The organism is Streptomyces sp. NPDC127119, from assembly GCF_042677425.1.
GTDB lineage: Bacteria > Actinomycetota > Actinomycetes > Streptomycetales > Streptomycetaceae > Streptomyces.
Map to the genome: position 1 here is coordinate 1 of NZ_JBHXTO010000108.1, position 13,117 is coordinate 13,117.

Sequence of the window (13,117 nt, forward strand, 5' to 3'; positions counted from 1 at the left end):
GGTTGGCGGCTTAAACGCGTTCGCGCAACAAAACGGGGGGGGGGCCGGTAGATTCAGCGGCCCCCCACGCCTTTGCACTGCACACACGGCCACGCTGTCACCTGCGGCCCGGCGGGGGCTGATCGCGCAGTTCCCCGCGCCCCTAGAAACAGGCGCCCGGGGCACACCACGCTCAACCCCACCCCCCGCAGCCAAAACACCACAGCACCCCCACCCACCCAAGGGGCGCGAGGAACGGCGCGACCAGCCCCCACCGGGCCGCAGGTGTATCCGCGCACCCCCGGCCCGGAGGGCACACCCGTTAGAACGGGTTGAAGTCGTCGAATTCCTGGTCCGACTCGTCCCGCTCCGCCTGCTTGTCGCGACGCCGCTGCGCAGCCGGCCGCGGCGGCTCGAAGCGGTGGTCCTCACCACGGCGCCCGAGCATCTCCGCACCGGCCAGCACCGACGGCTCCCAGTCGAAGACGACGGCGTTCTCCTCGGGACCGATGGCGACGCCGTCACCGGAGTTGGCTCCCGCCTTCATCAGCGACGCCTCGACGCCGAGGCGGCTGAGCCGGTCGGCGAGGTACCCGACGGCCTCGTCGTTGCTGAAGTCGGTCTGGCGGATCCACCGCTCCGGCTTCTCGCCGCGCACGCGGTAGAGGCCGTCGTCCTCGCGGACCACGGTGAAGCCGGCGTCGTCGACGGCCTTCGGCCGGATGACGATCCGCGTCGCCTCTTCCTTCGGCTTCGCCGCACGCGCCTTCCCGACCAGCTCGGCGAGCGCGAAGGAAAGCTCCTTGAGACCCATGTGGGCGACGGCGGAGATCGCGAAGACCTGGTAGCCGCGGGCCTCCAGGTCGGGGCGCACCATCTCGGCCAGGTCCTTGCCGTCGGGCACGTCGATCTTGTTGAGGACGACGAGGCGCGGCCGGTTGCCCAGCCCGCCGTACTGGTTCAGCTCCTCCTCGATGATGTCGAGGTCGGAGACGGGGTCGCGGTCCGACTCCAGGGTCGCCGTGTCCAGCACGTGGACCAGCACCTCGCAGCGCTCCACGTGCCGCAGGAACTCAAGCCCCAGGCCCTTGCCCTGGCTGGCTCCGGGAATGAGTCCGGGTACGTCGGCGATCGTGTAGACCATCGAGCCGGCCGTCACCACACCGAGGTTGGGGACGAGGGTCGTGAAGGGGTAGTCGGCGATCTTGGGCTTGGCCGCCGACAGGACCGAGATCAGGGAGGACTTGCCCGCGCTCGGGTAGCCGACCAGCGCCACGTCGGCGACCGTCTTCAGCTCCAGGACGATGTCCTGGAGGTCGCCGGGAACACCCAGCAGGGCGAAGCCGGGCGCCTTGCGGCGGGCCGAGGACAGTGCCGCGTTGCCGAGGCCGCCCCTGCCGCCCTCGGCGGCCACGTAGGTCGTGCCGTGGCCCACCAGGTCCGCGAGGACGTTCCCGTCCTTGTCCTGGATGACCGTGCCGTCCGGCACGGGCAGGATCAGGTCCTGGCCGTCCTTGCCGGAGCGGTTGCCGCCCTCACCGGGCCGGCCGCTGGTGGCCTTGCGGTGCGGGGAGTGGTGGTAGTCGAGGAGCGTGGTGACGGACTGGTCCACGACCAGGATCACGTCACCGCCACGGCCGCCGTTGCCGCCGTCCGGGCCACCGAGGGGCTTGAACTTCTCCCGGTGGACGGAGGCACAGCCGTGGCCTCCGCTACCCGCGGCGACGTGCAGCTCGACGCGGTCCACGAAGGTGGTCATGGGATGTGCCTCCAGTTACGTACGGAAAATCTCTCATCGATGAGCACCACGCGGTCGTCGCCGCCCGATGATCACTACTCGATGGCGGTGTCCGTCCGACGGACACCTCTCCACCAGTTAAAACACGCGAAAGGCGGACCCGCTTCCCGTACGGGAAGTGAGGTCCGCCTCGCGAAAGATCCGGTCAGGCGACCGGAACGATGTTCACGACCTTGCGGCCACGGTGCGTGCCGAACTCGACCGCACCGGCGGCCAGCGCGAACAGCGTGTCGTCCTTGCCACGGCCGACCTTCACGCCGGGGTGGAAGTGGGTGCCACGCTGGCGGACCAGGATCTCACCGGCGTTGACGGTCTGACCGCCGAAGCGCTTCACACCGAGCCGCTGAGCGTTTGAGTCGCGACCGTTCCGGGTGGACGATGCGCCCTTCTTGTGTGCCATCTCTCCTCAGTCCCTTACTTCGCAGCCGCGGGGATCTCAGTGACCTTGATCGCCGTGTACTGCTGGCGGTGGCCCTGACGACGGCGGTAGCCGGTCTTGTTCTTGTAGCGAAGGATGTCGATCTTCACACCCTTGTGGTGATCCACGATCTCGGCCTGGACCTTGATACCGGCCAGCACCCACGGGTCGCTGGTGACAGCGTCTCCGTCGACAACGAGCAGGGTCGAGAGCTCGACCGTGTCGCCGACCTGGGCAGTGGAAATCTTGTCAACCTCAACGATGTCGCCGACAGCAACCTTGTGCTGGCGACCACCGCTGCGCACGATGGCGTACACGCGGATCTCTCTCTCACTCGAAATCGGAATCCCCGCAGTCCAGCCACCGAAAAAAGCGAAGCAGGCAGCCTCTCCCGGGGCGCGAGCCACCAGGAGGAAGAGGTTTACGGGAATGCGGTGCATCAAGAAACACACCGAGGGTCAAGGTTACGGGGCCCCGACCTGGGGGTCAAACCGGGTCCGGAGCGCCCCCTGACCAGGCAACCTACGTGGGCTCGCCGTCCGCGGGCAGCGGCTTCACGCCCTTGCACAGATCCGTGGTGTCCGCGGTGCCCGGGTAGGCGACCTTGGTCACCCGGTCGAAGTGGATCTTGTACATGTCGTGCACGGCGCCGTCGTCGACCTTCACGATCGACTCGTCGTTCTCGCGCAGCGCGGGGCCCGTGTAGTTGCCGGAGCCGGTGAAGCTGACCTTGTTCTTCACGCCGTCGTACACCCCGTCCACCAGGATGTACTTGGAGTGGATGATGTACGGCGTGACCAGCTTCTTGCCGGGGTTCAGCGGGTCACGGTCGTCGTTGTAGCAGCGTACGGTCGGGCCCCCGGTGGTGTGCAGCTTCTCCCAGGTGCCCTTGGTGCCGCCGCTGCTCTTGGCGCTGTCCGACTCCGCGTAGACGATGCTCACGGAGCAGCCCGCCTTCTTCAGGTCGACCAGCTTCTCCGCGATGGCCAGCCGCGTGATCTTGAAGATCGCCACCCGGACCTTGGTCGACTGCGTGACGCCCGCGGTGTCCTTGTACTTGCAGGTCACGTTGTTGAGGATCGAGTACACCGAGTCGGTGGCCCGCGTGTTGCCCGCCCGCGGGAAGAAGTACGCCTTGTAGAGGCCGTTGCTCACCGTGCGGTAGTTCCAGGACTCCCAGTCCTGCGCGACCATCGTGTCGAAGTAGTCCGCGTACGCGTCGTACATCGTCGGGTTGTTCGGCAGCAGCAGCGCGTCGTTGAAGAAGCGCGTGTGCGCGGACGGCGTGGAGTTCGAGGTGGTCTCGACGACCACGTTCGTGGCGCCCTTGACCGCCGAGAACAGCCAGAACTTGTTGTGCATGATCGACTGCCCGAACTTCGGGTCGCCGAGGCACGACTTGTTCTCCGGACACGTCGAGACGTACGAGCCCTGCGTACGGTCCGTGCCGAGACCCGAGGCGAGCGTCCCGTAGGCGGTGTTCGTCGGGCGGTCGCTGATGCTGGACTCGTCGAGCAGCACCTGTACGTGCACTCCGCGGTTCTTGGCGGCGACGAGCGCGTCGACGACGCCGGCCTCCCAGACGTGGTAGACCGCGACCTTGATCGTGGAGCCGGGCAGTGCGGAGTTCGTCAGCTCGACGAGCCGGGTGCGGATCGCGTACTGCTGGTCGGTGGTGCCGAGCGGGTCGTTGAAGATCGGCCCCTCGGTCCACGCCGGGTTGTCGACGGCCTGCGCCGTACCCGCCGTCGTACCGGCCTGGACACCCGCCGCGGACAGCACGGTCGCCAGCGCGAGCGCCTGACGGCTCCCCTTGACCGGCTTCACAGCGCGGTGCCGCCCCGTGCCCTGCAGGCGCACGCGCGCCATGGGATCCCCTCCCCCTGACACGTGTGAACGTCCTCCCCGACGCACACCCGTGTATGTGTAATCAATGACCGCCCGAGTTTTACAGGTGAGGGGTCACGAGCCAAGGGGCGGGGGGTGAATGTGATGTCCGTGATGCTCCCCAAAACGCGCCACGGTACGTCAAACCGGGCACCCGGAACGACAGTTCGGGTAACCGCGCGGGTCGTACGAGTGACGGCGGCGGCCCCCACGCCGACCACGGCCGCACTCCCGCCGGACATGACGACGCCCCCCGGTCGGCGCGGTGAGCGCCGGGCGGGGGGCGTCGTGCCGAGGCTCGCGCCTCCGCCGTCCTGCGCCCTCGTCAGTCCTCGTCGGTGGAGGCCGTGACGGTGGACGGCGTCTGCTGCTCCGCCGCCGCGGTCTTCTTGGACGTCGACTTCGCGGCCGTCTTGGCGGTCTTCGTCGCCTTCTTGGCCGTGGTCTTCTTGGCGACCGTCTTCTTGGCCGCCGTCGTCGTCTTCTTCGCGGCGGCCTTCTTCGCGGGCGCCTTCTTGGCCGCCTTGCGGGCCGTCTTCTTGGCCGGCGCCACGCTGTCGTCGCCGTCCTCGGCGGACGGTTCCGCGGGGGCCTCGACCGGCGCCTCGACGGCCTGCGCCGCGGCGTCCGGCTGCGCCGCTGGGACGACCGTGACGGCGGTCTCGGCGGACGAGGTCGGCGCGGTGGCCTTGCGGACCGCACGACGCCTCGGACGGGCCGGGGCGGCACTGTCCGCGACGGGCTGCTCCTCAGCGGAGACGGCCTCGGCGGCCTGCTCCACGGGCTCGGCGGGCGCGACGGGCGCGGCGACCGGCTCGGAGACCGTCACCACGGTCTCCTCGGCCGCCGTGGGCGAACCGGCGGGCGCGGACACCTTGCGGGTGGCCCGACGGCGCGTACGGCCCTTGGGAGCCGCGTCGTCGACGGCCGGGGCCTCGGCGGCGGCCGGAGCCTCGACCACCGGGTCCTCGGCGGCGACGGGCGCCGTCTGCGCGACCTCGGCCGGCTCCTGCCGGACCGGACGCGCGACCTCTTCCTCCGGCGTCACGGACTGCGCGGTCGGAACCTCGTCCCGGCGCTCGGCCTGCTCGGCACGCTCCGCCCGCTCGGACCTGCGGGACTCGGACCTCGGCGCACCCGCCGGGGCCGACGCACGACGGCCCGACCGGCGGCGCGAACGGCCACCACGGGTCGCCGCGGCCTCCGCCTCGGCGGCACTGCTGTAGAGGTCCTCGTCCGGTACGAACTCGGGCTCGGGAAGCGCGACGGGCTCGGCGGCCTCCGCGGCGACCTCGGCCGCCGTCTCGTCCGGCTCGACGGCCTCGGCCGTCTCCGTCTCGTACGTGTGCTCGTGCTCGTGGGGCTGCTCGGCACCGCCGCGACCGCGCTTCTTGCGCTTGCCGCCGCCTCCGGCGGAGGTCGGCTGCTCCATGTGCACGATCACGCCGCGGCCGTTGCAGTGGACGCAGGTCTCCGAGAACGACTCCAGCAGGCCCTGACCGACCCGCTTGCGGGTCATCTGGACGAGGCCCAGCGAGGTGACCTCGGCCACCTGGTGCTTCGTACGGTCGCGGCCCAGGCACTCCAGGAGGCGCCTGAGCACCAGGTCCCGGTTGGACTCAAGGACCATGTCGATGAAGTCGATGACGACGATGCCGCCGAGGTCGCGCAGCCGCAGCTGGCGCACGATCTCCTCGGCCGCCTCCAGGTTGTTCCTGGTGACCGTCTCTTCGAGGTTGCCGCCCTGACCGGTGAACTTGCCGGTGTTGACGTCGATGACGATCATCGCTTCGGTCTTGTCGATGACCAGCGAACCACCGCTGGGCAGCCAGACCTTGCGGTCCAGGGCCTTGGCGAGCTGCTCGTCGATCCGGTACGTCGCGAAGACGTCGACCTCGGAGGTCCACCGCGACAGGCGGTTCGCCAGGTCGGGCGCCACATGGGCGACGTAACCGTGGATGGTGTCCCACGCCTCGTCGCCGCTGACGATGACCTTGGAGAAGTCCTCGTTGAAGATGTCGCGGACGACCCGGACGGTCATGTCCGGCTCCCCGTACAGCAGGGTCGGGGCGTTGCCGCTCTTCGCCTTCTTCTCGATGTCCTCCCACTGCGCCTGCAGCCGCTCGACGTCACGGCGCAGCTCGTCCTCGCTCGCGCCCTCGGCTGCGGTGCGCACGATGACGCCCGCGTCCTCGGGGACGATCTTCTTGAGGATGGTCTTCAGCCGGGCGCGCTCGGTGTCGGGCAGCTTGCGGCTGATGCCGGTCATGGAGCCCTCGGGCACGTAGACCAGGTAGCGGCCGGGCAGCGAGACCTGGCTGGTGAGGCGGGCGCCCTTGTGGCCGATCGGGTCCTTGGTGACCTGCACGAGGACCGACTGGCCGGACTTCAGGGCGCTCTCGATGCGGCGGGGGCCGTTGGCCATGCCCAGCGCCTCGAAGTTGACCTCACCGGCGTACAGGACAGCGTTGCGGCCCTTGCCGATGTCGATGAAGGCGGCCTCCATCGACGGCAGCACGTTCTGGACCTTGCCCAGGTAGACGTTGCCGACGTACGACGTCGACTGCTCCTTGTTGACGTAGTGCTCCACGAGCACGTCGTCCTCAAGGACACCGATCTGCGTGCGCTCGCCGCTCTGGCGGACGACCATCACGCGCTCGACGGCCTCGCGGCGGGCCAGGAACTCGGCCTCGGTGATGATCGGGACGCGGCGGCGGCCCTGCTCGCGCCCTTCACGGCGGCGCTGCTTCTTGGCCTCCAGGCGGGTCGAGCCCTTGATGGACTGCACCTCGTCGCTGGGGTGCTCGTCCTTCTTGCGGGGCTCGCGGACCTTGACGACCGTGCGCTCGGGGTCGCTCTCGCCGGACTCGGCCTCGCCGGAGGAGTCACCGGCGCGACGGCGACGGCGCCGGCGGCGACGGCTGCTGCTGGAGCCGCCGCCGTCGTCGTGGTCGTCGTCCGCGTCGGCGGAGTCCTCTTCGCCCTGCTCGGCGCTGTCCTCGGTGTCGTCGGAGGTCCGGGCGGCCTGCTCGCCGCGCTCACCCCGCTCGTTCTGCTCGGCGGCGAAGTCGTCGTCCGCGTCGGCGGACTCGCCCCGGCGACGGCGACGGCCACCGCGGCGGCGACGGCGGCGCGAACCGGTCTCCTCGCTGTCGTCACCGTCGGCGGCGTCCTCTGCGGACTCCTCCTCGGCCGGCTCCTCGGCCTCGGGGGCACGCTCCACCGGGGCACGCTCGGCGGGGGCGGCGGGCTCCTCGGCCTTGCCACGGCGGCGGCGACGGCGCGAACCGCCCGTCTCCTCCTCTGCGGCGGCCACGGGGGCGGCCTGCTGCTGGACCGGCTCCGCGACCTCCTCCACCTCTTCGGCGGCCTCGGCCGCGGCGGCGGCTGCGGCACGCTCCGGGGTCTGGAACATCGGCTCGGTGAAGACCGGCGCCTGGAAGACGGCGACGGCGGGGCGCGCGGGGCGCCGGGCCGAACCCTCCTCGGCGGTCTTGCGGGGCGCGGGCGCGGAGAAGCCTCCGGCCGCCTTGCGGGTGGCCCGGCGACGGGCGCGGCGCGGGGTGGCGTCGTCGGCGTCGGCGGGGGTCTCGGTCTCGGCGGACCGGTCGTTCTTGGCAGCGGCCACGGGGGCCTCCCTGCGCTCGTCGCGAGCAACGGCCTCGGTGGGCTCGGTCGCGGTGGGGGTCTCGGCGCGCTCCGCCTTCTGCCGGGCGACGCGACGAGTGGGCTCGGCGGCGGCCTCGGCGGGCGCCTGCTCGGGCGTCACGCTCTCCGCCTCCGCCTGCGGCGCACCCGCGGGCGCGGTGGCGCGGCGGGTCGCACGACGGCGCGCACGCGGCGCGGGCGCCGCCTCGGCCTCGGCAGCCGGTGCCTCCTCGGCAGCCGGAGCAGCGGCCGGTACCTCGACGGTCTCGGCGACCTCGGCGGTTACGGCCGTCTCGGCGGCCTCAGCAGCCTGCGGCGCACCCGTGGGCGCGGTGGCCCGGCGCGTGGCACGACGGCGCGCACGCGGGGCGGGCGCCTCGTCGGCCTCGGTCTCGGCGGGCGCCTCGGGCGCCGCCGTCACGGCCGGCGCGGCGGTCTCGGCAGTCGTGGCCTCGGCGGCCTGCGGGGCTCCCGCCGGGGCGGATGCGCCTCGGGTGGCACGACGGCGCGCACGGGGAGCGGGGGCGGCCTCGTCGGCCGATGCCTCCGTCGGTTCGTCCGCGGCGGCCGCGGGTGCCTTCGCCGCGGCCCTCTTCCTGGGAGCGGCGGTCGTGGCCGCCTCCTCCGTCGCGAGGTCCGCGGAGGTCACGGCCGGTATGGCCGGCGCCGTGGTCTGCGCCACGGCCGTGCTCTCGGCGTCCGCCGACGGCGGGCCGGCGGGGCGCGAAGCGGCACGACGGCGCCGGCGTGGCGGCAGCGTGTCGCTCGGGGTGCTGTTGTCGGAGCCCGTGGAAGGCTCGGTGGGGTCGGTCGGCTCAAGCATGCGGGTGGATCTCCCGTCAGGCTCCCGGGCGCCGCGGATCCGGTGACGTCCGCGGCTCGCGCGTTGCGCGGTGCCGCCGTCCGGGGCGCGGGCGCCGCACGGGAGCTCTCTGTGTCCTGTCTCGCCGGTTCCGTATGCCATGAGTGCGTACGGCCTGGCGAAAGTCTTCTGGTCGGTGCGCTGCCCGAACCAGGTGGCTCCCGGATACGAGGGCGGCGCTTCGACGTACGTCCCTGCGCGGGACCTTCCTTACGCCAGCGCCTTCGCGGCGGCAGCTGCGGTGTCCCCGGAGATTCCCGGAGAATCTGCTGCTGCCTCGCGGTCGGGCGCGAGCGGGTCGGTCACCGTGCCGGTCTCTTCATCGAAAAGCCCCTGCGCCAGCCTGGTCACCGCTGCGGGGACCGGCGGCGCCAGGTCGGCCACAGCTCGGAGACCGGACAGGACGTCGTCAGGTCGAACGGCAGGCGTCACGTGCCGAACAACCAGCCGCAGTATCGCACAGGCCTGGTCGGTCGGCCTATCAGCCTGTGCACCGTGTGCCGTCGGCTGTGCACCGTGCGCCTCCAGACTCGCGACGGCGCCGCGGGCGTCGAAGGTGCGCATGCCGTTCTTCGCCTTGCGCTGCACCTCGACGGTCTCGGCCGCGGTGAAGGCGTCGACCGCGCGCAGCGCGTCCTCGTGGGACACGCCGTCGAGGCGCATCTCCCACACGGACGCGGTGAGCCGGTCGGCGAGACCCGACGTACGGGCCTCCACGGCGTCGATGATGTCGAGCCCCGCGGGCATCGACTCGTCGAGGAGTGCGCGCAGCTTCTCGGGATCGCGCGCGTCGGTGAGCGCGATCTCCAGATATTCCGCCTCACTGCCCGTGCCGGTGGGTGCGGCATTGGCGTACGACACCTTCGGGTGCGGCGTGAACCCCGCCGAGTACGCCATGGGCACCTCGGCTCGGCGCAACGCGCGCTCGAAGGCACGCTGGAAGTCACGGTGGCTGGTGAACCGGAGGCGGCCGCGCTTGGTGTAGCGCAGTCGGATGCGCTGCACCGCGGGTGCGGGCGGCGGGCCTTCGGGCTGTCGCTTGCCCAGTGTCGTTCAGTCCTTCGTGAGTGCGGTCGTACTACTACCTAGAGTACGTGTGTCGGCGCCCGTGCGTTCCCTTCGGGAGGGGCCGGGCGTGCTCTACAGGGGCCCGCCGGGCTTGACCAGGCGTACCGGCTCCGGCTCCGCGCGGGGTCCGGCCAGGGGTACGGGCTCGGGCTCGCGCGGTGCGCCGAACAGCGCGCGCCTGATGTCGGCCCTGGTCTGCCGTGCCGTCTCCCGGGCGCTCGCCAGGGCCTGCCGGGTGACGCGGCCCACGCTCCGCGCGGCCTCCGCCGCGGGCTTCCAGAAGACGTCCCGTACGAAGTGCCCCATCGGAGTGAACACGCTCCGGTACGCCCACCGCACCGGCTCGACGAAGATCCACCGGAAGAGTCGTCCGAGGAAGCGGCCGACGGCGAGGGACACGTATCCGGCGACGCGCCAGGCGTGTCCCAGGGCCTCGCCGATCTCCCGCGCGATGACGGCGATGCCCCGTCCGACCGGTGCGAGGACCCAGCGCCACAGGGCGACGGCGGGTACGACGAGGATCCACCGCAGGAGGGTCCCGACGGCCTTGCCGAGCCAGACCACCACGGCCCACAGCCCGCGGCCGACCCATGTCATGCCGGCCCACAGCCCTCGGCCCATCCATGTCATGCCGGCCCACAGTCCCCCGCCGACCCATGTGATGCCCGCCCACACCCCGCGGGAGACCCGTACAACTCCCGCCCACAGTCCCCGCGAGACCCACACCACCCCGGACCACAGCCCCGCGACGACCCACGCGACACCGCGCCCGGTCGGCGCGAGCAGGGCCCGGTACAGCCAGCCCGTCGGAGTGAGCACCACCGTCCGCCACAGCCAGGCGCAGCCGGCCCCGAAGCCCCGCAGCGTCCACAGGATGCCGTGGCCCAGCGGCGTCAGCAGCCGCTCGTACAGCCACCGGGCGGGGACGACCAGCAGCACGTGTCCGAGCCAGGCGAGCGCCCGGCCCACCGGCACGGCCACGTAACGCCACAGGCCCACCCACGGCCAGACGAACAGCAGCATGCACAGCCACTTCAGCGCGTACCCGATGCCGGTGAACAGCCGGGCGAGGACGGTCGCGACGCCGTCGAGCAGCCACACGAGGGCCCGTCCGACCGGCGCGAGCACCCACATGAGCGCGCGGCCGAGCGGCCGCAGCAGTGTGTCGTCGAGGAGCCGGCCGCAGACGACCAGCGCGTCCCAGGCCATCCGCACGGGCACGATCAGCACGAACACCACGATCCGCACCGGGATGCGGATGGCGACGGCGAGACATCCCTCAGGAGCGGCGTCCCGCTGCCGCGAGGGCATCACGGGCGGCGCGGGCTGCGGCGACTTCTCCAGGTCCATACCCACACGGACGCGTCAACCGTCCGGATGGATGCACGAACGGTCCGGGAACGGCACTTTCCTCCGCGCTCGCCCCGGATCGCACCGTCCCCGCCGTAAAACCCGTCTCAGTGGCTGTGACCGCCGGCCGCGGCGGGCGCGGCGTTCTTCACCGTCAGCGGCAGCAGCTTCTTGCCGGTCGGCCCGACCTGGATGTCGAGGTCCAGCTGCGGGCACACCCCGCAGTCGAAGCAGGGGGTCCAGCGGCAGTCGTCGACCTCGGTCTCGTCGAGCGCGTCCTGCCAGTCCTGCCAGAGCCATTCCTTGTCGAGGCCCGAGTCGAGGTGGTCCCAGGGCAGGACCTCCTCGTAGGTGCGCTCGCGGGTGGTGTACCAGTCGACGTCCACACCGAAGGCGGGGAGCGTCTTGTCGGCACACCGCATCCAGCGGTCGTACGAGAAGTACTCGCGCCAGCCGTCGAAGCGTCCGCCGTCCTCGTAGACGGCGCGGATGACCGAGCCGATGCGGCGGTCGCCGCGGGAGAGCAGGCCCTCGACGATGCCGGGCTTGCCGTCGTGGTAGCGGAAACCGATGGAGCGGCCGTACTTCTTGTCGCCGCGGATCCGGTCGCGGAGCTTGCCGAGCCGGGCGTCCGTCTCCTGTGCCGACAGCTGCGGGGCCCACTGGAACGGCGTGTGCGGCTTGGGGACGAAGCCACCGATGGACACCGTGCAGCGGATGTCGTTCTGGCCGGAGACCTTGCGGCCCTCGGCGATGACGTTCATCGCCATGTCCGCGATCTGGAGGACGTCCTCGTCGGTCTCGGTGGGCAGGCCGCACATGAAGTACAGCTTGACCTGGCGCCAGCCGTTGCCGTACGCCGTGGAGACGGTCCGGATCAGGTCCTCCTCCGAGACCATCTTGTTGATGACCTTGCGCATGCGCTCGGAGCCGCCCTCGGGGGCGAAGGTCAGACCGGAGCGGCGGCCGTTGCGGGTCAGCTCGTTCGCCAGGTCGACGTTGAACGCGTCGACCCGGGTGGAGGGCAGGGACAGCCCGACCTTGTCCTCCTCGTACCGGTCGGCCAGGCCCTTGGCGATGTCGGCGATCTCCGAATGGTCCGCCGAGGAGAGGGAGAGCAGGCCCACCTCTTCGAAGCCCGTCGCCTTGAGGCCCTTGTCGACCATCTCGCCGATGCCCGTGATGGAACGCTCACGGACGGGGCGGGTGATCATGCCGGCCTGGCAGAAGCGGCAGCCGCGGGTGCAGCCGCGGAAGATCTCCACCGACATGCGCTCGTGGACCGTCTCCGCGAGCGGCACGAGGGGCTGCTTCGGGTACGGCCACTCGTCCAGGTCCATGACCGTGTGCTTGGACACGCGCCACGGGACACCCGACTTGTTGGGGACCATGCGGCCGATCCGGCCGTCGGGGAGGTACTCGACGTCGTAGAACGCCGGGATGTACACCCCGCCCGTCTTCGCGAGGCGGAACAGGACCTCCTCGCGGCCACCGGGCCGTCCCTCCGCCTTCCAGGCGCGGACGATCGCGGTCATGTCGAGCACGGCCTGCTCGCCGTCGCCGATGATCGCCGCGTCGATGAAGTCGGCGATCGGCTCGGGGTTGAAGGCGGCGTGGCCGCCGGCGAGCACGATCGGGTCGTCGAGACCGCGGTCCTTCGACTCCAGCGGGATGCCCGCGAGGTCGAGCGCCGTCAGCATGTTGGTGTAGCCCAGCTCCGTGGAGAAGCTGAGGCCGAACACGTCGAAGGCCTTCACCGGGCGGTGGCCGTCCACCGTGAACTGGGGGACGCCGTGCTCGCGCATCAGCTCCTCCATGTCCGGCCAGACGCTGTAGGTGCGCTCGGCGAGGACACCCTCGCGCTCGTTCAGGACCTCGTAGAGGATCATGACGCCCTGGTTGGGCAGCCCGACCTCGTACGCGTCCGGGTACATCAGCGCCCAGCGGACGTCGCAGTCCTCCCAGGGCTTGACCGTGGAGTTGAGCTCTCCGCCGACGTACTGGATCGGCTTCTGCACATGCGGGAGCAGAGCTTCGAGCTGTGGAAAGACCGACACAGCGGTTTCGGCAGACATCTCACGAACCTTTGCGAGCCGACAGGGGATGA

Annotated in this window: 8 protein-coding genes; all 8 read right to left on the bottom strand. The window is 71.1% G+C overall.

Annotated features, from left to right (window positions below; translation table 11 throughout):
- Window positions 1-301: 301 nt before the first annotated feature.
- Entirely contained in the window at window positions 302-1,738 is a 1,437-nt protein-coding gene (gene obgE / locus ACFVH5_RS32620; protein WP_384809242.1) for a GTPase ObgE, read from the bottom strand.
- A 184-nt stretch (window positions 1,739-1,922) separates the two neighbouring features.
- Window positions 1,923-2,177 (bottom strand): 50S ribosomal protein L27, encoded by a 255-nt coding sequence (rpmA, locus tag ACFVH5_RS32625; RefSeq protein ID WP_107016287.1) that lies wholly within the window; start codon window positions 2,175-2,177, stop codon window positions 1,923-1,925.
- A 14-nt stretch (window positions 2,178-2,191) separates the two neighbouring features.
- Window positions 2,192-2,512, bottom strand: a complete 321-nt coding sequence (gene rplU, locus ACFVH5_RS32630) for a 50S ribosomal protein L21 (RefSeq protein WP_055509933.1) — start codon at window positions 2,510-2,512, stop codon at window positions 2,192-2,194.
- A 205-nt stretch (window positions 2,513-2,717) separates the two neighbouring features.
- Window positions 2,718-4,064, bottom strand: a complete 1,347-nt coding sequence (locus ACFVH5_RS32635) for a phospholipase D-like domain-containing protein (RefSeq protein ID WP_385837329.1) — start codon at window positions 4,062-4,064, stop codon at window positions 2,718-2,720.
- A gap of 343 nt (window positions 4,065-4,407) precedes the next feature.
- Window positions 4,408-8,553, bottom strand: a complete 4,146-nt coding sequence (locus tag ACFVH5_RS32640; RefSeq protein ID WP_385837330.1) for an Rne/Rng family ribonuclease — start codon at window positions 8,551-8,553, stop codon at window positions 4,408-4,410.
- Between the two features lie 249 nt (window positions 8,554-8,802).
- Complete coding sequence (locus ACFVH5_RS32645) at window positions 8,803-9,597, bottom strand: TIGR03936 family radical SAM-associated protein (protein WP_385837331.1); 795 nt, start codon at window positions 9,595-9,597, stop codon at window positions 8,803-8,805.
- A 135-nt stretch (window positions 9,598-9,732) separates the two neighbouring features.
- Window positions 9,733-11,010 carry a hypothetical protein gene (locus ACFVH5_RS32650; protein WP_385837332.1) on the bottom strand — a complete coding sequence of 426 codons (1,278 nt, stop codon included), beginning with the start codon at window positions 11,008-11,010 and terminating at the stop codon, window positions 9,733-9,735.
- Between the two features lie 107 nt (window positions 11,011-11,117).
- Window positions 11,118-13,085 (bottom strand): TIGR03960 family B12-binding radical SAM protein, encoded by a 1,968-nt coding sequence (locus ACFVH5_RS32655; RefSeq protein ID WP_385837333.1) that lies wholly within the window; start codon window positions 13,083-13,085, stop codon window positions 11,118-11,120.
- Between the last annotated feature and the right edge of the window lie 32 nt (window positions 13,086-13,117).

Bases quoted from the DNA above. Each gene is read 5' to 3' on its own strand.
- obgE (WP_384809242.1), bottom strand. From the start codon at position 1,738: ATGACCACCTTCGTGGACCGCGTCGAGCTGCACGTCGCCGCGGGTAGC.
- rpmA (WP_107016287.1), bottom strand. From the start codon at position 2,177: ATGGCACACAAGAAGGGCGCATCGTCCACCCGGAACGGTCGCGACTCA.
- ACFVH5_RS32635 (WP_385837329.1), bottom strand. From the start codon at position 4,064: ATGGCGCGCGTGCGCCTGCAGGGCACGGGGCGGCACCGCGCTGTGAAG.
- ACFVH5_RS32640 (WP_385837330.1), bottom strand. From the start codon at position 8,553: ATGCTTGAGCCGACCGACCCCACCGAGCCTTCCACGGGCTCCGACAAC.
- ACFVH5_RS32650 (WP_385837332.1), bottom strand. From the start codon at position 11,010: ATGGACCTGGAGAAGTCGCCGCAGCCCGCGCCGCCCGTGATGCCCTCG.
- ACFVH5_RS32655 (WP_385837333.1), bottom strand. From the start codon at position 13,085: ATGTCTGCCGAAACCGCTGTGTCGGTCTTTCCACAGCTCGAAGCTCTG.